The organism is Spirillospora sp. CA-142024, assembly GCF_050942325.1.
In the GTDB taxonomy this organism is placed as follows: domain Bacteria; phylum Actinomycetota; class Actinomycetes; order Streptosporangiales; family Streptosporangiaceae; genus Spirillospora.
Genome location: NZ_CP192077.1, coordinates 7,205,357 through 7,232,280, shown reverse-complemented (window position 1 = coordinate 7,232,280; position 26,924 = coordinate 7,205,357). Strand labels below are relative to the sequence as shown.

General features: G+C 71.6%; 19 protein-coding genes and 1 riboswitch. Of the genes, 3 read left to right on the top strand and 16 right to left on the bottom strand.

The window, feature by feature from the left end; genetic code table 11:
• Positions 1 to 22 precede the first annotated feature (22 nt).
• The 3 genes from ACQPZP_RS34110 to ACQPZP_RS34100 all read right to left on the bottom strand — a co-directional run bounded on the left by ACQPZP_RS34110 (position 23) and on the right by ACQPZP_RS34100 (position 5,819).
• The gene (locus ACQPZP_RS34110; protein WP_433473805.1) at positions 23 to 1,501 is read right to left on the bottom strand and encodes an RNA polymerase sigma factor; all 1,479 of its coding nucleotides are present in this window, start codon (positions 1,499 to 1,501) and stop codon (positions 23 to 25) included.
• Positions 1,502 to 1,719: 218 nt separating this feature from the next.
• On the bottom strand, positions 1,720 to 3,183 hold the full coding sequence (locus ACQPZP_RS34105) for an RNA polymerase sigma factor (RefSeq protein ID WP_433473804.1): 1,464 nt from the start codon (positions 3,181 to 3,183) through the stop codon (positions 1,720 to 1,722).
• Positions 3,184 to 3,521: 338 nt separating this feature from the next.
• Entirely contained in the window at positions 3,522 to 5,819 is a 2,298-nt protein-coding gene (locus ACQPZP_RS34100) for a substrate-binding domain-containing protein (protein ID WP_433473803.1), read from the bottom strand.
• Positions 5,820 to 6,103: 284 nt separating this feature from the next.
• On the opposite strand from ACQPZP_RS34100, the gene ACQPZP_RS34095 reads away from it, so the two are divergent.
• Positions 6,104 to 6,937, top strand: coding sequence for a TrmH family RNA methyltransferase (locus ACQPZP_RS34095; protein WP_433473802.1), 834 nt, complete (start codon positions 6,104 to 6,106; stop codon positions 6,935 to 6,937).
• A gap of 81 nt (positions 6,938 to 7,018) precedes the next feature.
• On the opposite strand, the gene ACQPZP_RS34090 is transcribed toward ACQPZP_RS34095, so the two are convergent.
• The 5 genes from ACQPZP_RS34090 to ACQPZP_RS34070 all read right to left on the bottom strand — a co-directional run bounded on the left by ACQPZP_RS34090 (position 7,019) and on the right by ACQPZP_RS34070 (position 14,524).
• The gene (locus ACQPZP_RS34090; protein ID WP_433473801.1) at positions 7,019 to 7,390 is read right to left on the bottom strand and encodes a hypothetical protein; all 372 of its coding nucleotides are present in this window, start codon (positions 7,388 to 7,390) and stop codon (positions 7,019 to 7,021) included.
• A 25-nt stretch (positions 7,391 to 7,415) separates the two neighbouring features.
• A complete protein-coding gene (locus ACQPZP_RS34085; RefSeq protein ID WP_433473800.1) occupies positions 7,416 to 8,282 on the bottom strand; it encodes a hypothetical protein in 867 nt (288 codons plus the stop codon).
• 267 nt (positions 8,283 to 8,549) lie between these two features.
• A complete protein-coding gene (locus ACQPZP_RS34080; protein WP_433473799.1) occupies positions 8,550 to 8,918 on the bottom strand; it encodes a hypothetical protein in 369 nt (122 codons plus the stop codon).
• A complete protein-coding gene (locus tag ACQPZP_RS34075; RefSeq protein ID WP_433473798.1) occupies positions 8,915 to 13,159 on the bottom strand; it encodes an SseB family protein in 4,245 nt (1,414 codons plus the stop codon). Before ACQPZP_RS34075 ends, ACQPZP_RS34080 begins: the two co-directional genes overlap by 4 nt.
• Positions 13,160 to 13,270: 111 nt before the next feature.
• A complete protein-coding gene (locus tag ACQPZP_RS34070) occupies positions 13,271 to 14,524 on the bottom strand; it encodes an aminotransferase class V-fold PLP-dependent enzyme (RefSeq protein ID WP_433473797.1) in 1,254 nt (417 codons plus the stop codon).
• Positions 14,525 to 14,565: 41 nt separating this feature from the next.
• Positions 14,566 to 14,682: riboswitch (SAM riboswitch) on the bottom strand.
• Positions 14,683 to 14,732: 50 nt separating this feature from the next.
• On the opposite strand from ACQPZP_RS34070, the gene ACQPZP_RS34065 reads away from it, so the two are divergent.
• Positions 14,733 to 15,113 carry a hypothetical protein gene (locus tag ACQPZP_RS34065; protein WP_433473796.1) on the top strand — a complete coding sequence of 127 codons (381 nt, stop codon included), beginning with the start codon at positions 14,733 to 14,735 and terminating at the stop codon, positions 15,111 to 15,113.
• A 28-nt stretch (positions 15,114 to 15,141) separates the two neighbouring features.
• Here the strand turns inward: ACQPZP_RS34065 and ACQPZP_RS34060 are convergent, their stop codons facing one another.
• Positions 15,142 to 17,820, bottom strand: a complete 2,679-nt coding sequence (locus ACQPZP_RS34060; RefSeq protein WP_433473795.1) for a transglycosylase domain-containing protein — start codon at positions 17,818 to 17,820, stop codon at positions 15,142 to 15,144.
• A 212-nt stretch (positions 17,821 to 18,032) separates the two neighbouring features.
• Positions 18,033 to 19,184 carry an FKBP-type peptidyl-prolyl cis-trans isomerase gene (locus ACQPZP_RS34055; RefSeq protein WP_433473794.1) on the bottom strand — a complete coding sequence of 384 codons (1,152 nt, stop codon included), beginning with the start codon at positions 19,182 to 19,184 and terminating at the stop codon, positions 18,033 to 18,035.
• Positions 19,185 to 19,408: 224 nt separating this feature from the next.
• On the opposite strand from ACQPZP_RS34055, the gene ACQPZP_RS34050 reads away from it, so the two are divergent.
• Positions 19,409 to 20,227: an exodeoxyribonuclease III gene (locus tag ACQPZP_RS34050; RefSeq protein ID WP_433473793.1), complete on the top strand. Its 819-nt coding sequence runs from the start codon at positions 19,409 to 19,411 to the stop codon at positions 20,225 to 20,227.
• Here ACQPZP_RS34050 and ACQPZP_RS34045 read toward each other — a convergent pair.
• The 6 genes from ACQPZP_RS34045 to ACQPZP_RS34020 form a co-directional block, all read right to left on the bottom strand.
• Positions 20,224 to 20,805: a class I SAM-dependent methyltransferase gene (locus tag ACQPZP_RS34045; protein ID WP_433473792.1), complete on the bottom strand. Its 582-nt coding sequence runs from the start codon at positions 20,803 to 20,805 to the stop codon at positions 20,224 to 20,226. The genes ACQPZP_RS34050 and ACQPZP_RS34045 overlap by 4 nt on opposite strands.
• A gap of 10 nt (positions 20,806 to 20,815) precedes the next feature.
• Positions 20,816 to 21,577 (bottom strand): class I SAM-dependent methyltransferase, encoded by a 762-nt coding sequence (locus tag ACQPZP_RS34040; RefSeq protein ID WP_433473791.1) that lies wholly within the window; start codon positions 21,575 to 21,577, stop codon positions 20,816 to 20,818.
• Positions 21,578 to 21,606: 29 nt separating this feature from the next.
• A complete protein-coding gene (locus ACQPZP_RS34035; protein ID WP_433473790.1) occupies positions 21,607 to 22,653 on the bottom strand; it encodes a hypothetical protein in 1,047 nt (348 codons plus the stop codon).
• Positions 22,654 to 22,800: 147 nt separating this feature from the next.
• Positions 22,801 to 23,610, bottom strand: coding sequence for an SAM-dependent methyltransferase (locus ACQPZP_RS34030; protein ID WP_433473789.1), 810 nt, complete (start codon positions 23,608 to 23,610; stop codon positions 22,801 to 22,803).
• A complete protein-coding gene (locus ACQPZP_RS34025; protein ID WP_433473788.1) occupies positions 23,607 to 24,128 on the bottom strand; it encodes an ATP-binding protein in 522 nt (173 codons plus the stop codon). The genes ACQPZP_RS34030 and ACQPZP_RS34025 overlap by 4 nt, the downstream gene beginning before the upstream one ends.
• Before the next feature lie 204 nt (positions 24,129 to 24,332).
• Complete coding sequence (locus ACQPZP_RS34020; RefSeq protein WP_433473787.1) at positions 24,333 to 26,903, bottom strand: PQQ-binding-like beta-propeller repeat protein; 2,571 nt, start codon at positions 26,901 to 26,903, stop codon at positions 24,333 to 24,335.
• Positions 26,904 to 26,924: the final 21 nt, after the last annotated feature.

Sequence of the window (26,924 nt, the reverse complement as noted above, 5' to 3'; positions counted from 1 at the left end):
ATCAGCCTCCGGGCGGGTCCGCCTAGCAGATGTAGGACACGGACGCGGATCCACCGGGCGAGACGGAGACGGAGCCGGTCTGCTGGCCCAGGCAGAAGCCGCTCGCGCGGGACACCCGCACGCCACTGCTCTGCCCGGCGCTGAGGTGCCCTGACCCTCCGGCCCGGACGGGCCCGGACGTACCGGTGACCTGCCAGTTGACCGGGCCGCCGATCGCCCTGATCGTGACGGTGCAGGAGTCGCTCCGGCCCATGTTGCAGCCGGAGACCGACAGACGTCCGGGGGACGGCGGCTGCGGCGCGCGGGTGGTCGTCGGCGGTGCCGGTGACTTGGTCGACGGCGTCTCGGACGGGCTCTTGGACGGCGACGGCGACTCCGACGGCGACTTCGACTCGGTCGGGGACGGCGACGTCACCGTGGGCGACGGGTCGGTCGGGGCGGGCTCGGGCGTGCCCGAGTCCCCCGGCGAACCGCTGGTACCGGGCGCCGCCGGCCCGGTCGCGGCCGCGTTCGTGCCGTCGTCGCCGCCGCCCAGCCAGGTCATCGCGCCGGCGAACAGCACCAGGACGCCGACGCCCACGGCGACGGCGGCCAGCAGCGGCCCGCGGCGGCGGGGCGCCCGGTCACTCCGCCGCGGCGCGGTCTGCTGGTAGGGGAGCGGCCAGCCGTACTCGTCGAACGGCTCGGTCCAGGCGGCGATGGCGCGGCGGTTGCCGGCCCGGTCCTCGGCGGTCGCGGCGGTCAGCACGTCCAGCCGCAGGTCGGCGGGGATCGCCGCGATCGGCAGCACCGACAGCAGCCGGTCCGGCGGCAGCGGCGGCGTCTCCCGCGCCCCGCACACCGGGCAGTTCTCCACGTGCCGGACGAGCGCCGCCGACGTCTGCGGGTCCAGCGGCCACGACTCGGTCAGCGCCGCGACGCTGGGGCAGTCCTTCCAGTGGTTCTGCGCGATGAGGGACGCGTGCAGCGCGGCGGCGAGGTCCTCGCGGGCCTTCTCCACCAGCGCGAGGGTCTCCTCCAGCGGCATCCCGAAGATGCCGGCCAGGTCCACCTCGTCCAGCTCGTGCCGCACCGACAGGTCGATCGCCTCGCGCTGCCGCCCGTTGAGCGCGGCCAGCGCGCTGTGCGCCAGCAGCCGGCGCTCCTCGCGGCGGGCGAGCTGCTCGGAGGTCAGCTCGTCGTCGGCCTCGGGCGCCTCCTGCCCGGTGTGCCGGTTCGGGCTGTCGCGGCGCCGCATGCACTCCTTGCGGGCGATCGCGTACAGCCAGCCGCGCAGCCGCGCCGGCTCGGTGAGCCGGTCCACGTGCTCACGGGCGGCGATGACGACGTTCCGCAGGGCCCCGGCCGCCTCGACGCGGTCGCGCAGCAGGCCGTGGCAGTAGTCGTAGAGGAACGGCGCGTAGGTGTCGTAGACCTCGGTCAGCGCTATGACGTCCCCGGCCCGCAGCGAGTCCGCCAGCCTGATGTCGTCGCTCTGCCCGGGACCTGGCTCACCGGCCACGGGAACCCTCCCAGTCGAGTTTTTCGGTGTTCAAGAACGTGCCCCCGGTCGAGCCCCGACGCCTGTCGGCCGACTCCGGTTGCCTGATCTTGCCACCAAGTCGCTGGAATTTCTCCCCTATGTGAAGATTTCCGTGACGAATACGGCACGCGCCGTGGCCGAATCGCCTTGTGGGAGGGCCCTTGCGCAAACAAAAGTGATCTGGATCACGTTTGAGTTCAGCCGGTGCCGTTGTCCCCGGGCCCGCCGTTGTCGCGGCACGTCCACGAGACCGGCGCGCTGCCGTTGGGCGAGAAGGTGACGGCCCCGGAACCGGACTCGGTGCAGTTCGCGGAGAGGCTGACCGTCGCGCTGCTCCTTCCGCCGCTCGGCAGCGTGCCGCCGCCGCTGACGACGAGCGGCGAGGGGCCGGACGCGGACCAGGTGACGGTCCCGCCTACGGCGCGCACGGAAATCGAGCAAGTCTCCCCACGGGACAGCTGACAGGATCCGCTCACCGACAGCCTGCCGGTTCTCGGGCGTGAACTGGTCGCCGTCGGCCGGGGCGTGCGGGACGGCGTCCGCGTCCGTGTCGGGGTCGGCGTCGGTGTGCTCGTCGTGGGGGTGGGCGTCGGCGTCTCCGACTCGGTCGGCGTGGGGGAGTCGGAAGGGCTCTCGGACTCGGCCGGGGAGGACGGATCGAGGACGGACGCCGACGCCCCGCCCGAGGGGCCGTCCGCGCTCGTCCGTCCGCCGGACGAGCCGGACATGACGAAGTACGCCCCCGCCACGACGACGATGACGGCCGCCGCGGCGGCCAGCGCGGCCCAGAGCCCGCGCGGGGTGCGCCGTCCGGAGGAGTCGTGCGCGGCCTCACGGTCGACCATGGAGGGCCAGCCCCACGGGTCGAGCGGCTCGGCGCGGTGCGCGATCGCGGCGAGGTCGGCCGCGAGCGCGGGGTCGGTGGCGGTCGCCATGACGAGGCCGCGCAGGTCGGTCGGCATCATCGCGACCGGCAGCACCTGGAGGAGCCGCGCCGCGGACACGGTCCGGTCGCGGCGCGGGCCGCAGACGGGGCACGACGCGATGTGGCGGACGAGCCTGCCGACGACCTGCGGCGGCAGCGGCCAGCCGCCGTCGTCGGCGATCGCGGCGACGTCGGGGCAGTCGTCGCGTCCGGCGCGGGCGATGTAGGCGGCGGCGAGCGCCTCGTCCAGGCGGGCGTGGGCCTCGCCGGTCAGGTTCGTGGCCTCCTGCGCGTCGATGCCGAGGACGCCGCCGACCTCGCTCGCGTCCAGGCCGTGCCGCAGCATGAGGTCCAGCGCCTCGCGTTCGCGCCCGCGCAGCCCGGACAGGGCGCCGTGGACGAGCCGGCGCGCCTCCTGCCGCCGGGCCAGTTCCGCGTCGTCGAGGAAACCGTCCTCGACCTCGGGCGCCTCGTGGCGCTCGGCAGGACGGCCCGGGGCGCGCAGCCGCCGCATGGACTCGTTGCGGACGAGCGCGTACAGCCATCCGCGGAACCGGTCGGGCTCGCGCAGCACGGACACGTGCGCGTAGGCGGCGATAAGCGCGTCGTGCAGCGCGCCGGCGGCCTGGTCCTGGTCGCGGAGCAGCGCGTGACTGTAGTCGTACAGGCGGGCCGCGTAATGATCCATGACCTGGATGAGGGCGCTCGGATCGCCGGCCGCCAGCGACCGCGCCAAGCGCTCGTCATCGGCTCGATCGAAATTCGGCCAACCGGACACAGGGTCCTCCCGCGGGCTGTGCTAGGAATCCTCGTCCGCATCGTCAGGGACGGGCTTGAAAATCGAAGAAAGGGGAGCGGATGCGCTCTCCCGGCTCCGGTCGCGGACCGGGCGCTCTTCCCCGTCACGGGCCAGGGAGGAAAGCAGGTTGGAGGCCCGACGGCCCCGCTCCCCGTCGGGCCTCCATAGAAGAAGACGGTCGACGGTCGCACCCGGTTGACACCGATGGCGGGAAAAATCCAGAACTACCTGCCGCAGCCGGAAGATCACCGAGCGCTGGTCACCGGATCACCGGATCACTGGATCCGCCGGGACAGCATCTTCAGGAAGATCTTGGAGATCTCCTGCGGAGTCTGCGCGACCTGGACGTTGCCGTTCGTCGCCGCGGCGATCTGCTCCAGTTCGTTCCGGTCCACCCCCTTGCCGAACCCGATCATGTTGACCTGGATCGGCTTGTTCGGGTCCTGCATGTCCTTCAGCTGCTTCAGCGTCTCCGCCAGCGACGGGCCGCCGTCGTCGTCGTTCTTGCCGTCCGTGAGCAGCAGGATCGAGTTGCCGAACTCGGGCTTGTAGGTCTCGTTCATCTTCTTGTAGGCGGCCAGCATCGTCCGGTACAGGCCGGTGTCGCCGTTCGGCTTCGGCTGCATCTGGTTGAGCGTCGACAGGACGAGCCCGCGCCGCGTGTTCGACCCGATCCGGTCGCCGAGCGCGCCGATCGGCACCGTCTCCTTGTACGGCAGGTCGCCGTTCATGTTCGTCGAGAACAGCCACTGGCCGAGTTCGGTGTCGTTGGACATCATGCTGAGCCCGCCCTGCGACACCTGCGCGATCGCCTGCAGCCGGTTGGTGTCCGGCCCGACCTTCTCGGCCATCGACCCGGACACGTCGATCAGCGTGAGCATGCGCAGCCCCAGCGACAGCTTCGACCACGCCTGCATGACCTTCGCCACGTCGGCGCTCTTCGGCGCGGGCAGCTGCCGCGGCCGGGCCGGGCTGACGCCCGCCGCCTGGGTGAACCCGGACGGCGCCTTGCCGTCCGTCGTCCGGAACCCGGCCTCCAGGACGTCCTTGCGGGTCGCCTCCGTGCCCATCGCCTGCTCCAGCAGCCGGGCGCCCTTCTGCTTTGCGTCGTCCTTGCTGGTGACGGTGAACGGGTAGTCCAGGGACAGCGTGCCCTCGATCGGGTACAGCGCCACCGCGGGCTCGGCCGGCTTCGTCCGGTTGTACTGGTAGAGGGCCTGCTCGGACGACAGCGAGATCGGCTGCTTGCCGCTGCGGTCCTTGCGGAAGTGCTGGAACTCCGCCTCCACGGTGGGGACGGTGCTCTCCCGGACGGTCCGGACGATGCCGGTGAAGATCGAGTCCCGGTTGGGGTCGTTCGCCAGCAGCGTGCTCGTGACCATCAGCGAGCCCATGCCCGCGGCGTTCTTCATCGGGTCCGGCACGACCAGCCGCACCGAGCCCGCCGGGATCATCTGGTTCTTGGTCACCGCGCCGCCCGCGACGCCGCCCGCCGCCTTCAGCAGGTTGTCCCAGGACGGGCTGGCGGTGATGCCCTGCTTCTTCAGCTGCTCCGCGAGCGTCTGCGGCAGCCCGACGACGATCGGGCTCTGCGCCACCGAGGTCTTGGTGGAGATGACGCTGCCCTTGTCGCCCTTCTCCTCGTTCGACTGGGCCAGCGAACTCCACAGCGACGAGTCGGGGATCCACACGTCCGGGCGCTCGTTGGACGCGTTCGCCACGGCCTGCCCGGACAGCACCGTCGTCACGGCCGAGGGCTCGGCCTTCTTCACGGTGGCCTTGACGCACTTGCCGTCGACCTTGTGCTTGGCGTCGTTGAAACGTCCGGCCGCCTTCTCCACGACCGGCGCGATGTCGGGCGCCGCCGCGACCGACAGGTTCATCGCGTCGTCGCCGGAGCAGCCGCCGCCGCTCTCGGCGAACGCGTAGACGCCGACGCCGAGCAGCAGCGCCAGGCCCACCGCCCCGGCCATCGGCCCGATCAGCGCGGTCGCGCTCCGCTTGCGCTTGCGGCGCCCGTACTCGTAGCCGCCGGACCCGCCGCCATAGCCGCCATAGCCGCCCGAGTCGCCGGACCCGCCGCCGTAGCCGCCGGAGTCGCCCGGCCCACCGGAACCGCCGAAGAATCCCGACGGGCCGCCGTCCGAGCTGCGGATGGAGTCGTACTCGCTGTACCCGGTCCCGGCGAGCGGCGAGGACTCCGGAGCGGGCCCCTGCGGCGACGCGGCCCTCGGCTCCCTGCCGTAGCCGCCTGACCCGGCCGGGCCCGGCCGTCCGAGCCCGTAACCGCCCGCGTCGGACGCACCGCTGAATCCACCGGACCCGAAGACCGGTTCCTCGCCCGACTGCCGGGGCGTGAACCACTCGGGGGTCTCGCCCGACGCCCCCGGGGCGACGCCGGGCGGCGCGCCCTGCGGACCGGCCGGGGGCTGGGCGAGCGGCTGGCCCTGCCCGTCCCGCGAGCCGAACCAGTCGGACGACCCGTCGTTGGCCGGGCCGAAGACGGGCGTGGACGCGTCGTACCCGCCCTCGCCCGTCCCCTCGGGGAAGTCATTGCGATGACGTCCGCTCATGGCCTGCCCTCGATTCACCAGAAACCCGCCGATGTTCCCCGGCACTGTAGTAGTACGAACCAGAGGTTACAAAGAACTCAAAACTGATAATGCCGCAGGTCATGAGCCTATGCCCGGATGATCCTGGCATCGCCGCCCCCCGGTCACACGCAGCGATCGGGGCGGTACGAGGCGGTAGGAACATCCCGCGGAACAGGACATTCGGGACCGTCCCGCGGCCGGATCCGGCCGCCGGACCGCCTCGCGGTGCCTTGGCATCCGGTGTCCGGCGGCAGACTGGGACGATGGCCAGCCTGATCCCGGTCTCCGACCCCGCCGACCCGCGCCTCGCGGATTTCGTCCGGCTCCGCGACGTGAACCTCCGCAAGAGCCTGGAGGCCGAGCACGGCCTGTTCGTCGCCGAGGGCGAGAAGGTGATCCGCCGCGCGGTCGGCGCCGGCCACCCCGTACGCTCCCTGCTGATGGCCCCCCGCTGGGCCGATCCGCTCGCCGACCTGCTGGACGGCCTGGCCGCCCCCGCCTACATCGCCGACGACGCCACCATGGAGTCCCTCACCGGCTTCCAGGTCCACCGCGGCGCCCTGGCGTCCCTGGAACGCCTCCCGCTGCCGCCCCTCGAAGCCGTGCTGGCCGACGCCCGCCGCATCCTCGTCCTGGAGGACCTGGTGGATCACGCGAACGTCGGCTCCATATATAGGTGTGCCGCCGCACTGGGCATCGACGCCATCATCCTGTCCCCGCGCTGCGCGGACCCCTTGTACCGGCGGTCGGTGAAGGTCTCCATGGGCGCGGTCTTCGCGATCCCCTATATGCGCATGACCAGCTGGCACGACGGCCTGGGCAAGGTGCGCGCCGCCGGCTTCACCTTGCTAGCCCTGACACCTGACCAGACGGCGACACCCATAGACACGGCTTCGACGGGCGACCGTGTCGCTCTCATGCTCGGCTCGGAGGGGGACGGCCTCTCCTCACACTGGCTTGACGAGGCGGACGAGCCGGTGTGCATTCCCATGAGCCCGGACGCGATGTCCGCCGGCGTCGACTCCCTCAACGTCACCGCGGCCGCCGCCATCGCCTGCCACTCCCTCATGCACCAGGGCGCATCCCGGAGACAGTGAGAAAGCGCGCCCCTTCTTATCGTGCCGGCAACAGCCTCGGGACAGGCCGTCGCCTGAGCACAGAGACCACCGGCCGGGAGCTCAGCTGGACAGCCGCCTCGCCAGCTGCTCCGTCTCCATGAAGGCCCAGTCCTCGGGCTCGTCCTCCCAGTCGATGCGCTCGGCGGCATCGAGCGTGGACAGGAACCCCTCGTGGAGACCGGCAGGGTTGTACCGCACCACGTCCGAGAAACGCCAAACCCCGACCGCGCCCTCCAGGTCGCCGCGCCCGGCCATCAGCTCGGCCAGCCGCGCCGTGGTGGGGGAGTCGTCGCCGTAGGCCGACACCCACACCCGCACCGCGCCTTCCAGGTCGCCGTGCTTGGCCAGCAGCTCACCCAACCGTCCGGCCGCGTTCCGGTCGCCGGCATCCGCCCGGGCCCGCAGCTCTGCGATCTGATCCCGGTCCGGCATGCCGTCGCCTCCGCCCGTGCCGCTGTCAGTTCCCGAACATGCCGTGACGGGGCCGCCGGTGCGTACCCTTCACGCGCTTCGGCGTCCCGGCCGGCAGGCGGCGGCGCCCCAGCCGCAGCTGCGTCAGCAGGAGGGAGAACGCCACCATCAGCGCCGCCAGCCATGCGATCTGCGTGCTGGCCATCCGCTCGAACGTGAGGTCCTGCGCGATGGGCGCCTTGTTCCCCTGCAGCCGGCTCTGCGGCGTCCCCGATCCCGGGACCGGACTCGGCGCGACGGACGGGCTGGGAGCCTGGATCGACGGCAACGCGACCTGCGGATTCTGCGGATCGAACGACGAGTTCGGCGACGGCGGCACATACCCGTCCGCCCCCGCCCCGTTCCCACCGGACCCGTTCCCGCCGTTCGAACTACCGCCCCCACCGTTGGACGCCCCGGACGAAGTCGTGGACGTCGCCGTGGGCGAGGGCGACTTCGTCGGAGTCTTGGTGGGCTTCTTCGTCGGCGTCTTGGTCGGCGTAGCGGTAGGTGTCACCTTGATGGGCGTGTAGCTCACAGACGTCGTGTCGCCGACAGTCTGGGTCTTGTCCTTGGGTGCAGTGCCCACCACGGTCACCTTGTAGGTCACCGTGACCGTCTTCTTGATGTCCTTCGGAACCGTGAGGAAAGACGTTATGGCCTTGCCGCCGGCGTCTACGGTTCCCAGAGCACAACTGTCGGCGCCCGCTGCGGGGCAGGCTCCGGTGATGCCGGTGTCCGCGTTGGGCTCCGTCGTCACGTTGACGGCGGTCACCTTGACGTCCGTCGCCTCGCCGGTGTCCGTGGAGACCGTCGTCTTGATGGCGACCGAGCTTCCGGCCAGAGCACTGGAGTCGGCCGCGGTGACCCTCACCTTGAGAACCGGCGTCGGTTCGGCGGACCCGGACCCCGACTCTGAGGTGCTGGGGGACGAGGTGTCGGCCACGGCGGATGCGCCTCCGGCGGCGAGGATGGCCGCCGTGCCGAGCCCAACAAAGATCGGTTTCACCGCCGATCGGCAGATCACTGCCGCCGCACCTCCGTCGCGTCGCCGTTGAACGCCGTGCTCGCTGCTACCCGAGGGATCGCCTCGGGAGACATGCGAACACGGATCTAGGCGCCAAATCAACCCCGTTCGGGATCAGATGAACTCTTCGCGGATGTCCTCGATCTCCGAACGCGGCGCCCAGGTCTGCCAGACACCCAGGTCGATGCGGTCGAGCCCGAGTCTTTCGGCGACCGGCGCCCGTCCGCCCGCGTACTCGACGCGCAGCCACGTTTCATGCTCCCCGACGATGACGAAACGTTCCCCGCGCCAGCGGCACGTCGTCCGGGCGTAGCGGAGGTCCTCGACCTCGGACGCGGGGACGATGCGGCGGAAGCGGCCGGGGCGAAGCTCCTCGAACCCGTCCGTCGGCCCGGGCGCGTACAGCCTGATCTCGCCGTCGGCGCCGGGCGCGGCTTCGAAGTCGCGGCCCAGCCACCGTGCGACGTACCCGTCCCGGATCACTGCGTGGCCTCCGTCCGCCCGTTCCACGCCTCGGCGTTGGCGTCCGGCCGCAGCCAGGCGAGCCGGTCGGGGTCGTACATGGCGATGAACCGCTCGGACCGGTCCCTTGCGAGGTAGTACATCTCCGCCCCGTACGGCAGCCGGACGCTGTCCACCTTGTATTCGCGGATGGACCCTGCGCTTCCCGGCGCGAAGCCGCTTCCGAGGAACGGCGGCCGTTCGACGACCCAGCCGGCCTCGCCCCAGGCGGCGATCTCCTCCTCGGTCCGCCCGCCGAACGGGACCCGGTACAGGTCGGGGCAGTATGCGGGCCATCGGATGACGTACACGCCCTCGTCGGCGGCCGAGAAAGGCGAGTCGGCGTACAGCAGCCCCAGCGTCTCGTACAGCTGGACGGGCGTCTGCAGTTCGGCCACATCACCTGTCGAGTGCACGAAGCCGCCGACGCGGTCGTATCCCTGTTCCAGGTACCAGGCGACATGCCCGTGCGGGACGACCTTCTGCATGATCGTCGGCGTGGCGACGCGGTCGTCCGGGTCGGGCGCCATCTGCGGTGCGGGCTCGCGCCGCGGCGGCGGAAGCGGAACCTCCGGCCGCGCCGGGACGAGCCCGACCCGCACCGCCCAGTCGCTCAGCGCCCGCACCTGGTCGCCGCGCAGCGAGGCTCCGATGCGCGTCCCCGGGTTGAGCACCATGGCCCAGTCCTCCCGGGGCCACGCGCCGATCAACTCCCGGAAGTCCGCGTAGACGAACCGGGACTCCGGCAGCACCTCGCGCAACCGGACCAGCGACGTGAACACCTGCACTGCCGACCCGCTTCGCAGCGCGGCGTCCCACCGGAACTCCTGCTGAACCGGCGTCACCTCAAGCGGGGCGTCAGCGGGAATCGGGACGAGCACGTTCGCATTGAGCAGCACCCGCAGGAACGCGTCCGAGTCCCCGCTCGCCGCCGCCTCGTAGAGTTCCTGGTCGATCCGGTTTCCCGGCTCGAACGCCGGCTCGGGTTCCTCCACGGCCCGCAAGGCCCGCTCCGGCCTCTCGCCCAGCCCCGGGCCGGGGGGCGCGGCCTCCTGCTCGCCGACCGGACCGGACTGCGCACCGCCTTGAGCTGCGCCAAGCCCACCCGTCTGGCCACGACCCGCTTCTCTTGGTGCGCCGTCCGCCGGCCCGCCGGGCGCATGGACACCGGGCACAGCCTCCTCGGCCACGCCATGGTCGATGATGCGGTGCCCCGCCGTATCGCCGGGAGACGCGGTCATCTGCGGCATGCCGGAGTGACGACCCCCCGCACCCGACGCCATACCGCCCGGTTCGTTGACCGGGGGCGTGCGGGCGGGATCGCTGGTCTCACCTGCGGTGCTTGGGGCCGGCGGCGCTCCTGCGTGTCCGGCTGGGGCTTCGTGAGACGCGGACGGGGCTGCCTGCTCCGGCACGACGGGGATGCCGGACGCCTGCTCGCCGGGCACCGTTGTGTCGTGTCCAGGGGCCGGGGCGGCTGGTGGCATGGTGTGCTGGGGGGCTGGTTGCCCGGGTGTGCCGGGCGTGGGTGGACCTGCCTGTTCTGGCATGGCCGGCATGTTGGACGCCTGCTCGCCCGGCACGGCTGTGTCGCGTCGACCGGCCGCGTCGGCTGATGGCGCTTCGTGGTGGCGGCCTGGTTGCCCGGGTGCGCCGGGCCCGGGCAGGCGTGCTTGCTCCGACATGGCGGGGATGCCGGGCGCCTGCTCCCCGGGCGGCGTTGAGTCGTGTCCAGGGGTCGGGGCGGCTGATGGCAGGTCGTGGTGGAGGGCTGGTTGCTCGCGGGTGCCGGGTGCGGTCTCTGGAGGGGCGTTGGTGTGCCGTGGCTGTGCGGGGTGCTCTTCGCCAGGTCTGCTGATGGCGGGCCCGGGTACGGGGTCGTGAGGTGCGCCGCCGTGGCGACCGACGGCTTCTCCAGGTGTGTTAGGGGTCGACCCGCCCGGTTCGTTGGCCGGGGGTGTGCTGGCGGGGACGCCTGGGGCTTCGTGGGGTGCGGGCGCGTCTGCCTGTCCTGGCAGGGCCGACAGGCCGGGCACCTGCTCGCCCGGCACGGTTGTGTCGTATCCGCCGGCCGCGTCGGCTTGTGGCACGCCGTTTTGAGGGGCTGGTCGTCCGGACGCGGGTAGGGCTGCCTGTTCCGGCATGGCCGGAATATTGGGCGCCTGCTCGCCGGACGGCGTTGTGTCGTGTCCACGGGGCGCGCCAGCTGGTGGCAGGTCGTGGTGGGGGGCTGGTTGCCCGGGTGTGCCGGGCATGGGTGGACCTGCCTGTTCTGGCATGGCCGGCGTGTCGGATGCTTGCACGCCGGGCGGCGTGGTGTCGCCTCCAGCGGCCGGGTCGGCTTGTGGCAGGTCGTGGTGGCGGGCCGGGTGCTCGGGCGTGCCGGGCGTGGGCGGGCCTGGCTGTTCTGGCATGGCGGGGATGCCGGATGCCTGCTCGCCCGGTACGGCTGTGTCGTGTCCATCGGGCGCGCCAGCTGGTGGCGCGTCGTGGTGGGGGGCTGGTTGCTCGGGGGTGCCGGGCGCGGGCGTTTCTGGAGGGGCGTTGGTGTGCCGTGGCTGTACGGGGTGCTCTTCGCCAGGCCTGCTGATGGCGGGGCCGGTTACGGGGTCGTGAGGTGCTCCGCCGTGGCGGCCGACGGCTTCTCCAGGTGTGTTTGGCGTCGATCCGCCCGGTTCGTTGGCCGGGGGTGTGCTGGCGGGGGCTTCGTGGGGTGCGGGCGCGCCTGCCTGGCCCGTCACGGCGGGGATGCCGGGGGACTGCTCGTCCGGGGCGACGTTGGCGTGGCGGCCGCCTGGTTCTCCGGGCGTGCCCTGTGCCGGCCCGCCGGCCACCGTCGGGTCGGGAGCGGGCGCGGGGGAGGGGACGGCGGGGGCCACCGGGACCGCCGGGGTCTCCGGAGGCGGCGGGGTGGCGGCCGAGGGGGGAGTGGCCGGCCCGCGAAGGGTGCGGACCTGTTCGCCCGGCATGGACGCGTCGATGGGCGTGCCCGGGTTGAGGACGAGCGTCCAGGCGCCGTCGGGCCAGGCGCCGACCATCTCCTGGACGCTCGGCATGATGAAGCGGGATGAGCCGATGGCCTCGTTCATCCACTTCAGGGACGTGAAGATCTGGATGGACGTGCGGCCGTGGACGGGGACGGGCCGCCACGGGAACTCGCGGTCGCCGGGGACGATCCCCCAGGGTGTGTCGGCGTCGGCGGGGACCAGCACCTGGGCGCCGAGGAGGATCGTGAAGAAGCCCTCGGTGTCGCGGCGGCGCGCGGCGTCCAAGAGGCGCTGCTCGATGTCGTTCTGTGGCTCGAAGCGCTCCGTCATGCGCTGGGCGGCGCGCTGGTCGGCCCAGGTGGCGAGGCCGGGGAGCTGCTGGGCGAGGACGGTGCCGCCGGCGGGGGAGCCGGAGTTGATGGCGAGGAGCCAGTCGTGGTTCGGCCAGTACCGCAGCACGACGGTGAACGGCAGCATGATGGACTCGGTCCCGGACCCGGCCGCCTCGGCGAGCCGTTCGGGCGAGGTGAAGACGGGCACCACGGTGGAGCCGTCGACCTCCCGTGTCTGCCACGGGAAACCGGGGCGGCCCGGACGCAGCGTGAAGTCCATGTCGTCCGGGACGGGCAGCAGCACCTCGGTCCCGGCGAGCGTCTGCAGGAACAGGTCGTGGTCGTTGTTGGCGGCGGCGCGCAGGAGTTCGCGTTCGACGTCGTTCGCCGGCTGGAACTCGGACCGGGCCGTCTCGCGGGGCAGCTCGCGGTGCTGGCCGCTGAGCTCCTCCCACGGCGCGGACGCGCGGCCGACCTGCGGCGGGCGGCCGTCGCCCTCGGCGACCTGCCGGACGAACCAGGACGGCAGCCGCGCCTCGATGGGCAGGGCGGCGCCGACGCCGCGGGCGGGCGCGTCGATGGCGAGCCACCAGCGGGCGTCCGGCCAGGTCTCGGCGATGTCGCCGAACCGGACGGTCATGAAGTGCTGGACGGACGGGCCGAGGCAGGCGCGCATCGCCGCCGCTGACGTGTACACCAGGACGTGGACCCGGCCGTCCTCCTCCTGGGTCGGCCATGACGGCTGGGTGTCGCCCGCGAGCACGCCGTCCACCATCTCGGGCGGGACGGGTACGACCAGCTCGCTGTCCGCGATGAGGCGGAAGTAGCTCTCCTGGTCACCGGCCCGTACGGTCTCCTGCAGTCGGCGTTCCAGTTCCGACGTGGGTTGCCACGCGTCGGCCACGGCCGCCACCCCCTGTTTTTCTCCGTGCTCGTCCCCGCGCGACTGCCTACGCTACATGGGCGAACAGGACCAAAGAGCATAATCATCTGTCCGCCCGGGAGAGTCCGCAGGTCAGCGCGCCGCCAGCTCCGCGAGGGCGGTGAGGAGGCGGTCGATGTGCTCCTCGCTCGTCCCGAGGCCGACGCTCGCGCGGACGGCGGTCCGCTCCCCGCCCAGCAGGTGCCGGACGAACGGGTGCGCGCAGAACTTTCCGTCCCGGACGCCGATGCCGTGCTCCTCCGACAGGGTAAGCGCCACGTCGCGCGCGTTCCACCCGTCCACGATGAACGACACGATCCCGACGCGCGGCGCCCGGTCGCCCCACAACGTCAGCTCCCGGACGTGCGGGAGCGCCGCCAGCCCCGACCGCAGCCGCTCCACCAGCGCCTCTTCGCGGGCGGCCACGTCCGCCCAGGCCGGGGACAGCGTCTCGCAGGCGGCGGCCAGCGCGATGGCGCCCAGCACGTTCGGCGATCCTGCCTCGTGGCGCTGCTCGGCCGACGCCGCCCACCGCGTCGTCGCCCCGACCGACGCGCTCGCGCCGCCGCCCCTCAGGTACGGCTCGGCGGCGCGCAGCCAGTCGGCTCGTCCGGCGAGCACGCCCGCACCGAACGGCGCGTACAGCTTGTGGCCGGAGAACGCGACGTAGTCCAGGTCCAGCGCGGTCATGTCGAGCGGACGGTGCGGGACGAGCTGCGCCGCGTCCACCGCGATGCGGGCGCCGTTCCGGTGCGCGACCCGCGCCAGCTCGCCGAGCGGCCACAGCTCGCCGGTGACGTTGGACGCGGCGGTGACGACGAGCAGCCGCGACCCGGTCGGGGATTCGCGCAGTGCGCGGTCGGCGGCCGAGATGGCCTCGGCCGGGGTGGCGGGCGCCGGCAGCCGGACGGCGCGCTTCCACGGCAGCAGCGACGCGTGGTGCTCGGTCTCGAACACGACGACGCTCGTCCCGGCGGGGACGGCGTGCGCGAGCAGGTTCATCGAGTCGGTCGTGTTCCGCGTGAACACGACCGCCGACCGCCGCCACGCGCCGAGGAACGACCGGACCGTCTCCCGCGCCTCCTCGTACGCGCCGGTCGTGACCTGGGACGCGTAGCCCGCCCCGCGGTGGACGCTGCTGTAGTACGGCAGCGCACGGGTGACGGCCTCGTGCACCGCCTCCAGACAGGGCGCGCTGGCGGCGTAGTCGAGGTTGGCGTAGGGGACGTGGCCCCCGTCCCGCAGCGGCACGGGGACGTCCGCGCCGACGACGCGGGGAAACGGGCGAACCCGGACCCCCTCGGGGCGCGTCACAGCGGGCGTGATGGGAGCGAGCAGCGTGGGCATGCCGGAACCTTCCGGGTCAGGGACCCCGGGACGTCCGTCGGGATCCGCGCTTGCCGGGACGCGATGTCGCGTCCGGCCAGGTCCTCACCCGGGGCACCCCATCGCGGACGAAGGGTTGCCGGCCAGCAAGCCGGGGCTTGACGCTGGCGCTCATGACCTAGTGCGGAAGTATATGCGGGTCCCATCCGGGAGCAAGAGGGAGGGTGCGATGCGGTACGGGGTGGTTCGGGCGCTGGTCGCCGGCGCGGTGACGCTCGGCGCGTCCGGTCTGCTGGGCGCGTGCGGGACGGCGGGCGGCAACTCCGGCCAGGTGTGCACCGACACGAAGAAGGCGTTCCAACAGTACATCGCCCAGGTCCGGAGCATTCCGGCGGCGGAGCCCGCGCGGTGGCGGCAGGCGACCGAGCAGCTCGCCGGGCGCATCGACCGGCTGGCGAAGCAGGCCGACGACGACGCCCTGAAGAAGGCGCTGACGACCGAGGCGGACCGGCTCCGCGCCGCCGCCCCGGGCGTCGGCGGCGGCGACGTCTCCCAGCTCGACGCCGTGATGAAGGACACACCGGCCCGCATCGGCAAGGCCTGCGCCTGAAGGCGCAGGCCCGCGTCTGACCGAGGTCCTAACCGCTGGAGCCGAGACGGCCGATCGGGCCGTCGCCGGTGCCGCCGTCCCCGGGCCCGCCGCCGTCGCCGGTGCCCGGGTCACCGCCGTCTCCGTCGCCTCCGCCGGGGTTGGTCGGCACGATGGTCGGCAGGCCGGTCGGCGGCGCCGGGGTGTCGGGCGCCTCCGTGGACGGCGGCGGCGCGGACGGGCCGGTCGGGCCCGGCTGCTCCGGGCCGCCCGGGGTCGGCTCCTGAGTCGGCTGCTCGCCGTAACTGCCGCCCGGTGTCATCGACGGCGACCCGAACGACTCGGGCTCATATCCCTTGATGTTCACCGCGTCGGTCATGTACGAGCGCCAGATCTGCGCCGGCAGCTGCCCGCCGTAGGACCCGTAGCCGGGGATGTTCAGCGGCTTTCCGTCGCTCCGGAACATTGCGACGGTCGTCGCCATCTGCGGGATGAACCCGTTGAACCAGATCGCGCGGCCCTCGTCGGTGGTGCCGGTCTTGCCGGCGACGTCGCGGCCGTCCGGCAGCTGCGCGCCCGTCCCGGTGCCGCCCTGCACGACCTTCTGCATGGCGTACGTGGCGTCCCGCGCGTTCTGCTGGCTGAACGCCCGGTTGCCTTTCTCGGTGAACGTGCGCTTGTGGTTCTCGTTGTCGGTGACGGACTTCACCACGAACGGCGTCCGGTGGACGCCCTCGGACGCGAACGTCGCGTACACGCCCGCCTGCTGGACGGGGTGCAGCGACACGATGCCGAGCGGGAACGTGGCGGCGTCCCGCTGCGCCGGCTTCATCTGGGACGAGGGGATGCCCATCTTCTCGGCCATCTTGACGATCTGCTCGTTGCCGATGTCCTGGCCGAGGTTGACGTAGGCGGTGTTGATCGAGTGCTCGGTGGCGGTGACGAGGTTCACCATCCCGAAGTTCTCGCCGCTGTCGTTCTTGATGGACGAGCCGCCGAAGTACTGCGGGGAGCTCCCGTCGTAGCTGGTGGCGAGCGACTTCCCGTCGTCCAGCGCGGCGGCCAGCGCGATCGGCTTGAACCCGGACCCGGCCTGCGCCCAGTCGCCGAAGGCGCTGCTCAGCGCCTCCTCCAGGTAGCCGCGGCCGCCGTAGAACGCGAGCACCTGCCCGGTGGACGGGTCGACCGACACGCCCCCCGTGCGGATCTTCTTGCTCATCCCGGTCGGGGTGTTCTGCGTGACGGAGCGCTTCATCGCGTCCATCAGGCGCTTGTCGAACGTCGTGGTGATCTTCAGGCCGCTGCGGTTGATCTCGTCCTCGCTGTAGCCGCGGCGCTCGGTGAGCTCCTTCTTGGCCACGTTGACCATGTAGCCCCGCTGGCCCTTGAGGACGTCGGTGATCTTCTCCTTGACCGGGACCGGGAACTTCAGCGACGCCGCCTGGGTGGAGCTGAGCGCCCCGTCCCGGACCATGTTGCCGACGATCGCGCGCCAGCGCTGCTCGGCGTAGACGCGGTGGACCCCGGTCGGCTCGGCGAAGTTGCTCGGCTGCTGGATCGCGGCGGCGAGGTAGGCGCTCTCCGCGGGCGTCAGCTCCGAGACGTCCTTGTCGTAGTAGGCCTGCGCCGCGGCTTGCACCCCGTAGGCGTCGCGCCCGAAGTAGATGGTGTTGAGGTACTGCTCCAGGATCCAGCCCTTGGACTTCTCCCGGCCCACCTTCAGGGAGACCATGACCTCCTTGAGCTTGCGGGTGACCGAGCGGTCCTTGCCGATGCCGCCGTAGTAGTTGCGGACCATCTGCTGCGTGATCGTCGAGCCGCCCTGCAGTTGCCGGCCGCTGACCGTGGACCAGAGCGCCCGCGTGGTGCCCTGGACCGACACCCCGGGGTCGCTGTAGAAGCTGCGGTTCTCCGCCGCGATCACCGCGTCCTGGGTGCTCTTGGGGATCCGGTCGAGCTTGACGGCGTCCCGGTTCACGCCGGTCTTCGCGATCTCCGTCTTGCCGTCGGAGTAGTAGAACGTCGGGCCCTGGGCGATCGCCTGCTCCTGCGCCGACGGCACCGGCGTGAACAGGTACGCGACGGCGAACGCCGCGATGCAGAACCCGATGAAGCCGAGCAGCAGGAACAGTGTCCGGCGGAGGAACTTCCTCCTGCGGCTGCGCGGCTTGCCGGGCCCCTTGCCCCCGCCGCGTCCGCCGCGTCCCGGGCCGGTGCCGGGCGGCGGCCCTCCGTGGCTGGACGAGCCGTGCTTGGACGAGGCGGCGGGCATGGTCTTGGTATCACCGGTCGCCGGCTTCTCGACACCATCCGGCGCCGTCGCATCGGATGCGGCGGTCGCGGCGGCCTTGGCGGGTTCGGTCGTCTCGGCGGGCTCCGCTGCCTCGGGCTCCGCGGCCTCGGGCTCCGCGGCCTCGGCCGTCTCGGCGGCGGACGATTCGGCGTCGTCCGCGCCATCGGTCGCGCTATCGGCCTTGCGCGATTCGGCCTCGTCGCCCGCGTCGCCGGCCTCTCCGACGCTCTTGTCGCCGTTCTGAGATATGTCGGCCTCGTGGGCGAATTCTGCGTCTTGGGTGGATTGTTCGGTATCGGATGCGGTGTCCGCGGTCAGCGTCGCGGTCGCGGGGCCGTCCGTGCCGGCCGGCGCCCCGCCGTCGGTGTCGTCGCGGTCCACCTCGCCCGTCCCGGTGGGCTCCTCACCCTCCGGGCTCTTTTCGCTGTCGCTCACAAGCCCCCCGTGGTCAATGCGTTACAGACGATACCTGAGGGGATCCGTGCGCCGGGCCGCCCAATGCGCATCTCATGGCCTCCCAATAGGGAGACGGGCGATCCGCCTCTCCGGTTGTCGTGACGGAAGTCGCAACCCCGTTTTCCGGAGAACGCCGAGCGGCGGGCACCCGGCCGGGTGCCCGCCGCTCGCGCGGCTCCGCCGCGGTCAGCTCACTTGTAGACCTTGGCGAGGATGTCCACGACGAACACCAGGGTGTCGTCGCCCTTGATCTTGGGCGGGCTGCCCTTCTTGCCGTACCCCTCGTCCGGCGGCAGCACGAGCAGGACCCGGCTGCCGACCTTCGCGCCTGTCAGGCCCTTGTCGAAGCCGGGAATGGTCTGGCCGGTGCCGATCGGGAAGGTGGCCGGCTGCTTGCTGTCCCAGCTGGAGTCGAACTTGTCACCGGACTTCCAGATCTTGCCGGTGTAGTTGACGACGGCCTCGTCGCCCTTGGCCAGCGCCGGTCCGTTGCCCTGGACGAGGGTCTTGACCTGCAGCTTGCCGGGCGCGTCCTTGCCCGGGATCGTCACCTTCGGCTCCTTGCCGGCGCCCTTGTCCTCGACCTTGGGCAGCGTCTTGTCGTCCAGCTTCTGCGCGGTGCCCTGCGGCTGCTGGCTCTTCGGGACGACGGCCTGGACGTCCATGACGAAAAGGATCGCGTCCTTGGCGGAGATCTGCTGCGGGCTCAGCTGGGTGAGCTCCTTGGACGGCGGGAGCTGCAGGACGAGCCGGCTGCCGGCGGTCTTGCCGACCAGGCTCTTGTCGATGTCCTTCAGCCCGCTCTTGCCGACGACGAGGTGCATGGGGCCGCCGCCCTGCGGGTTCTGCTGGCCCTCCTCGTACGACGAGCGGACCTTCTCGCTGGAGCTCTTCACCCGCGAGTTGTCCTCGTCCTTGTCCTTCGACCACTTGTAGGTGGCGAACTGGACGTAGACGGTGTCGCCGTCGGCGGCGGCGGGACCGGTGCCCTTGATCGGCGTGGTCACCTTGAGCGTCTTGGTCGGCTCCAGCTTGGTCGGGATCTCGACCTTGGGCTCGGCCGCGAACTTGCCGGTCACCTTGACCTCGGGGTCGGGCCGGTTGACCCACCAGTACACGCCGCCGGAGATCGCCAGCGCGGCGACGACGATCCCGGCGATCATCATCATCCGGCGCTTCTTCGCCTCCTTGGCGGTCAGCGCGGACGGCCGGTTCAGCCCGCTGCCGCGGCCGGCGCTGATCCCGTGCGGGGTGAACTCGGGGCTGCGGATGTTCTGGGCGTTCGGGATCTTCGCCTTCGCCTTGACCGCCGGCTTGCCCCGGGGCTTGTCATCCTCGGACATATTTCCTCACTTGCTCCGGGTTCGACGACACCACGAACGTGACCACCCTTCCAGGGCCGGGCTAAGCACAGCGTGAAAACCGTGTAAAGGAGGCCGACCCGCAATCTACCGGTCACGCGCAAGAGGCGGAGCCGTCTGGCAGGGGACAGGGGAAGCCGCCAGGATAACGCCGCCTGCCACCCCTTCTCACGCCCCCACGCCCGATGCGGTGGCAGGCTGGGGGGATGCGCCTTGCGACATGGAATGTCAACTCGGTCAAGGCACGCCTTCCGCGCCTTCTCTCCTGGCTGGACGAGACGAGGCCGGACGTCGTCTGCCTCCAGGAGACCAAGTGCCGCGCCGACCAGTTCCCGGCCGCCGAAGTGGAGGAACTCGGCTACGAGACCGCCGCGCGCGGGGACGGGCGGTGGAACGGCGTGGCCGTCCTTTCCAGGGTCGGCATCGAGGACGTCTCCGAGGGTTTCCCGGGCGAGCCCGCCTACGAGGGCGAGGCGGAAGAGCAGTTGAAGCTGTCCGAGCCCGTCCCGCTCGCGCCGGAGGCCCGCGCGCTCGGCGCCACGTGCGGCGGGATCCGGGTCTGGTCGCTGTACGCGCCGAACGGCCGCACACCGGATTCGGCGCACTACGCCTACAAGCTCGCGTGGTTCGCGGCCCTCCGCGAGGCGCTCGCCGCCGAAATGGCCGGCGGGACACCGCTCGTCGCGTGCGGCGACTACAACGTCGCCCCGACGGACGAGGACGTCTGGGACCCGGCCGTGTTCATCGGCTCCACCCACGTCACACCCGCCGAACGGCAGGCGCTCGCCGAACTCCGCGACCTCGGCCTGCACGACGTCGTCCCGACCCCCATGAAGGGCCCCCACCCTTACACGTACTGGGACTATCGCGCTGGGATGTTCCACAAGAACATGGGCATGCGCATCGACCTGTTCTACGCGACCGAGGACGTCGCTCGGCGGGTCGGTTCGGCCTATGTCGACCGGGAGGCCCGCAAGGGCAAGGGGCCGTCCGACCACGCGCCCGTCGTGGTCGACCTCGGCTAGCCTCCCGAACGGGCGAGGAAGCGCCGCTTGCCGGCGTCGTCGGCCTGTTCCAGGACGGTGAAACCGTCCGGCAGGAGGGAAGCGGGCTCCCCCGCGCCGAGGCACCACGCGGCGGGCAGATGCGGCCGGTCCCGCCGGGCCTCCTCCGTGAACGCCTCCCAGGCGAGCAGGCCACCGGGCAGGACGGCCCCGGCCGTGCGCTCGAACACGGCGCGATCCCAGAAGCCGGTGCACAGGACGAACGCGTATCCGGCCGGGTCCGGCCGCCAGGCGCCGAGATCGGCCTGGACGATAGTGATCAGCTCTTCGAGTCCGCGGCGCCGGGCCTCGGCGCCGAGCCGCCGCAGGGCGGTCTCGGAGATGTCCACCGCCGTCACATGACGCCCCGTCTGGGCCGTCAGCAGGGCGCTGCCGGACGGCCCGGACGCGAGATCGAGCGCCGCGCCGTCCGGGATCTCCAGCGACAGCGAGCGCTCCGCCAGCGGATGGGCCGCCGACAGCCCGGAGGCGCCCTCGTACTTGGCGTTCCACCGGAGCCTGTCCGGGTGCCCTGCCAGTTCCGCCGGGACGTCGTCCATGCGGACGACCCTAACGGCGCTCCGCGATCAGGAGCATGAACATGGCCGTGGGGAAGCCCTTGCGCCACCACGGATCGTCCCGGAGCTGCTCATCGGTCGGGTGCGGTTCGCGCAGGTCCGCGATGACGAATCCGGCGTCTCGGAGCGTTCCAGCGTAGTACTCCAGCGGCCGGAGCCAGCTTGTGATCATCGAAGGGGATTCCAGGCCGTCCACCAGGAACCGCTGATCGATCCCGCGCGAGGCGAAGTACTGCGACGCCGGGACGCTGTTCGACGCGCCCTGCTCGGCGTTCTCCACGTAGAAGCAGGGGTGCAGGGTGAGCAGGATCAGCCGCCCGCCGCTCTTCAGCACGCGGGCGAACTCGCCGATGGCGCGGGTCGGGTCCTGCAGGTGGCTGAACAGGTGGTTGCAGAGGACCAGGTCGAACTGCGCGTCGTCCAGCGGCAGGTCCTCGACGCTGGCGCGGGTGAACGTGGCCGTTCCCTCGGGCGAGGGATGGGACGACGCCGCGTCGATCAGCCCCTGCGCCGCGTCCACCCCCGTCACGTCCGCCCCCATGGAGGCGAGCGTGCGGGACAGGTAGCCCTCGCCGCAGCCCGCGTCCAGGACGCGCAGGCCCGCGCAGGGCCCGACGGCGTCGAGGACCGCGGCGTCGGTCAGTTCGGTGCGGTACCGGTCGCGGCGCTCCCTGATGACCTTGACCCAGTACTGCGCGTTCGCCTCCCACCGCTCACGGGTCAGATTGGCGATGGCTTGCGCCGTGTCCTCCACCGGCTCCCCATTCTTCGAAAAAACCTGGTTCAGGCGTTGCCCTTGAGCCGCCGCACCAGCGTGTTGCAGGTCTGTCTGATCCTTCTGTCCCGGCAGTCGGTGACGCGCAGTTCCAGCGCCTGCACCAACTCGGTGATCTTCCCGCCGAACGCGGGGTCGCGTTTGAGCGCCAGCGGAATGTACGTCGACACCAGGTAGTACAGGTAGGCGTCGTTGTAGGCCGCGATCTCGCGCAGCACCTCGGTGGCCGTGTTGCGCAGCGAAAGGGAGCTCGGGAGGGTGAAGTCGCTGCTGATCCGGCCGTCTCTGGTGTAGGTGGGGAACGCCCATTCCTCAAGGGCGGCGTACACGGGCGTCGCGTCGAGTTCCTGGCGGTAGCGCTCCGCCAGCTCGACGTCGTTCGAGCTGATCAGCGAGCCCATCACGACGCCGCGCATCATGAACGCGGTCTGCCGTCCGGGGACCTCGAAGCCGAGGTCCGCCTCCAGCGACCCGGTGACCTTGCTGACCTGGTGCGTCAGGATGTTGAGCGCCAGGATCGAGTGGAACGAGTAGGTCTTGCGGTTCAGGCGGGGGGCCAGTTCGACGGACGAGTCGAAGAGTTTCTGCGGGTCTTTCAGGAGGCCCTGGCCGGCCTCGACGGAGTAGAGCGCCTCAAGCGCGGTGTCCTGCTCGCGTCCCCAGAAACGGGCGATGAACGAGGACGTCTTCTGCGTCGCCTGGCCGCGCATGATGTAGAGCGCCGCCTCCAGGGCGTTCAGCAGATGCTGCTGCGCGACGGCCGAACGCTCCAGGGCGTCGAGGTTGACGGTGAGCCCTTCGCCGTTCAGGTCGCTGACCAGCCCGTTGCGCCTCTTCCGGACGGCGTGCGCCATCGAGTACTCGGCGATTCCCGGGACGGACGACATGAGGCTCTGCAGCGACCGCCCGCTGACCCGGTCGAGCCATTCCGCGTTGTCCCACAGCCGGAAGATCGTGCTCTCGTCGAGCCCTGAGAAGGCCGCCACGTCGGACATGTTGAGTCCCATGTCCTTGGTGATGTCGGAGAGAGACTTCGGCTCACCGTCCGTTGTCATCACTCGCCCTAGATGTGGCACTTGTTGACGCTTCGATCGTAGCGAAGCGCCGGGCGCCCGGCTCGGGCGATCCGGAGATGTGCCCGTCCTGTCACCGTTCGCGGTGAGCCGGCCGGAGGGCAGCGTCACGGAAGCCATGGCCACCGGTCACTCCGGTACGCGCCCGATGCAGCCGACGAGCGGCAGCGGGGCGGTGACGTCGGCGGTGCGGGGGAGCGGCAGCCGGGCGGGATAGGGGTCGATCATCCGGAGGCTCCGGCAGATCCCGGCGATCTCGTCCTCGCTCCGCGGCCGGAAGGGCGTGTCGACCGGCTGCCGCGGCCCGGAGATCGGGTCCAGCGCCGGCGACCGCTCCGCATGGGTGATCACCACATGGCTGCCGGGGGCGAGCCCGGCGGCCAGCGCGTCCACGATGCCGCGCGGGTCGTCCTCGTCGGCGATGAAGTCCAGCACACCGAGGAGGAACACCGCGGCGGGCTCGCCGAAGTCGATCAGCCGCCGCAGCCCGGGATCGCCGAGCAGCGCGCCGGGGTCGCGGACGTCCCCGGCGAAGGCGCCCATGTCCCCGTCGACGGCGAGCAGCGCCCGCGCGTGCGCGACCACCATCACGTCGTTGTCGACGTAGGCGACGCGGCAGGACGGGTCGGTCCGCCGGACGATGTCGCCCAGGTTGTCGTCCGCCGGCAGTCCGCAGCCGATGTCGACGAACTGCCGGAGGCCGGCGTCCCCGGCGAGCAGCGCGGCGGCGTGGTCCAGGAAGCCCCTGTTCGCCTGGACGAGCCGCGGCACGATCGGACAGCTGCGCAGGACCCGCTCGGCGAACTCGCGGTCCGCGGCGTAGTTGTCCTTGCCGCCGAGGAAGTAGTTGCACATTCGGGCGACGCTGGCGGACGGGCGGCGTCCGGCCCCGGGCGGGGGCGTCTCGGCCCCTAGGCTCAGCGTCGACCCGGATGTCACGGCAGCCGCCACCCCTCCCGGACGCCCACCCCGAACCAGAAGGTGGACGCGCCGTTCTTTCCGCGGCAGGTGCCGAAGTCGGTGGCGAGCGCCTTCATCAGGACGAGCCCGCGCCCCCCGACCGGGAGCTGCTCGTCCACCGGCCGCGGCGGACCCGGGGCGGCGCCCCCGTCGGTGACCTCGACGCGGACGTACCGGTCGACGTGCAGGACCGACAGCGTGATCGTCCCGTCCCGCCGGGGCCGCGCGTGCACCACCGAGTTCGTCATGGCCTCGCTGGTCAGCAGTTCGAGGTCGCCGAGCTCGGAGCGGTCGGCGCCGAAGTACTGGCCGACCAGCTCCCGGACGTAGGACCGGGCGAGCCGCACGGCGGGCGGCGTGGCGGCGAGGTCGATCTCGCCGATGAGGCGCCCGGACGACTTGCCGTTGTTCCAGGCGGACGGGATTCCGATTTCCAGCGAGGGAGCGGGCGGGGGGACCAGCACGGGCGCCCCGGACCACGCGTCTGATGCGTTCATGGCGTCGTTGGTTTCACGTCTCCGTGTCGCACTGTAAGCGAACATGTGTTCTTCGGCCTGGTCGATTTCGGACGTGGAAGTGAAACAACACACACTCTGACGCACCCCTCGCCGACCAGTCACCAACGCTTGCGCGCATGCAAGGACCCTGCTGTGACCTGTGTCGGGTCACCTATCGTCCAAGATCCGCCACGACCTGCGACTTCACCCCTGGATGCGGTGCACGGTGAAGCCCGGCGCGCCCTCGCCGAGGGCGTCACGGACCTGGTCGAACGGCATGAGGACGGCGTATCCGCCCTCGATTCCCACCGGCCGGCCCGGAAGGTTCGCGGCGATCTGCCGGCCCTCGCCGTCCAGGGCGAGGTACTGGGCGGCCCCGCCCTGGACGGCGGGCTCCCGGACGGCGAAGAACCAGGCCCCGATCGCCCCGTAGCGGGTGAGCGTGCCGGTCTCCAGCAGATCGTGGATCTTCGTGACGCCGCCGCCGGTCCGGATCGTCACCGCGCGCCGGCCGGGGTCGAGCCCGGTGGCGGCGCCCGCCTGGCAGACGATCAGCTCGTCGGTGTCCCCGTCGCAGCGGACGAGCGGCGCGCTCGTCCCGGCCAGCTCGCGACCGGTGGCCCGGTCGAGGACGACCCCGCCCTCGGCCGTCCCGATCACGACGGTCTTGCCGCCCTCGTCGTGGAGGAGTCGGGGATCGCGGTAGCGCCCCGCGAGGTTCCACCGGCGCTTTCCGTCCGAGGCTCCGTAGGCGATGAGGTCGAGATGCTTGACGGTCCAGTCGTCGCCCTGATCGGTCTTGGTGGCCAGGACGAGGCCACCGCCGATGCTCGCGGTCTCCACGCCGCGCTTGCGCCACAGCTCCCGCCGGGACCCGGTCGCGTACACGACCATCTCGTCCTGCGCGCCGTGCGACGCCTGGACCGTGAACGTGTCGTCGTCGGCTTCTTCCAAGAGCACGTAGCCGTCCCCGGACAGAACCTGTTTCTTCCAGCGGAGGCGGCCGTCCTTCAGCGAGAGCGCCGCGATGCCGTACTCGTTTCCAGGTCCTTCGTAACCCACGAGCGACAGCGCTTCGGCGCCCTTGCCGACAATGTGGGGGACGCCGACGAAATCCGCCTTGACGCCGTCGCCGAGCGACCCGCCCTTTCTGACCGACCAGCGCACCTCGCCGGTCCGCACGTCGGCGACGACCTGCCTGGTGACGTGGTCGTCCTTGCGTTCCCTGCCGGTGTAGACGAGCACGTCGCCGGCCTGTTCGGTGCTGATCACCGAGCCCAGCCCGGTGTCCTTGACGGGCGGCCGCGCGGGTGCCGGTCCCGCACCGGCGGTCCACAGCGGCGCCGCGTCGATCCGTGGTGGCCGGAGGGTCGGCCTGGCCGGCGGGGTCGGCTCGGACGGTTCGGCGCCGGCGGCCGCCGCGCGCATGACGATGCCGTCCGGGGTGGACGAGGTCGAGCCGGCCCGCCTCACACGGAACGCCGCCGCGCCCTCCGACATGGCGACGATCTCGCCGGGCGGCCCGGACCCCAGCCGGTTCGCGGCCCGATCGACGACGGCGTGCCGCTCGGGCTTACCGTCGCTGGACGATCCCTCGATGAAGATGCGGTCCTTCCAGACCATCACCACGCTGGCCATCGTGTCGCCGAACGGCTGCTTCTTCGCGGCGACGAGCCGCCCGCGACCTCCTGTGCGGATCGTCACCAGCCGCCCGGACAGGCCCGAGCAGGCGATCAGTGTCGCGCCGTCGTCGGCGCAGCCGTAGAGGTCGGACGTCCCGGACTCTCGCGGACCCTTCACGACCTTGCCTGTGGCGACGTCGGCGAGCACGGTGCGTTCGTCGGCGTACGTCCGGCCCGGAGCCGTCTCGCGCACCGTGACGGCGGCGGTCCTTCCGGCGACGGCCTGCAAGTGGGAGGCGTCGAAACGCCCGTCCAGGGTCCAGCGCCTCTGGCCGGTCCGCACGTCCAGGGCGAAGACGTCCGTGTCCCTGCGCTGCTCGCCCCAAGTCGACGGTGCCTCGCCGCCACGCGTCTCCCCGAGGACGACATCCCCTGAGACCCGGTAGGCCCAGCCGTCCGCGTTCTCCCACAGCTTCCGGCCGGTGGCCGGATCGAGCGCGATGGTCTTCGGGTCGAGGCCGTCCTTCGATTCCACGCTCGTGAGCAGGACGCGCCCGTCCGCGGCCAGGAGTCTCACCTTCTTGTCGCGGTCTTCGTCGCCGTCGTCGCCGGAGCGTGGACGGATCAGCGCCTGCTTCCAGCGGACGGAACCGTCCTTTCCGGAAAGTGCGGCGACCCCCGTCTCGGTCTTGCGGCCCTGACCGCCCTTCGTGTACTGGACGAGGACCGTCCAATCGCTCCCCTGGCCGTACACGACCGGCTTCCCCGTCACACCGCGCAATTGCTCTGCCTTGTAGCCGGGCCCCGGATGAGCGGTGGCCCCCTTACCGCCCTTGAGCGGGTAACCGGCGTCGACGACCCAGCGCGGTGCCCCGGTCCGCGAATCGACGACGGCGAGCCGGGCGCCGCCGAGCCGCACATCCCCGGCGACAACGGCGACATCACCGAGCAACTCGACCCCGGCGACACGTTCCATGCCTGGCTTCCGCTCGTCCCACAGCGGTTTCTCGCCGAACGCGACCGGCGCCGGCTGCTTCTCGCCGTCCGGCAGCGCCTCCTCGCCCGTCCCGCCGCACGCCTTCACCGCGACGACGACGACCAGCAGGATCGCCAGCAGGGCACCGCCCCACAGCAGGCGAGGACGGCTCGTCATCGGGCCCAGGCGAGATCGCAG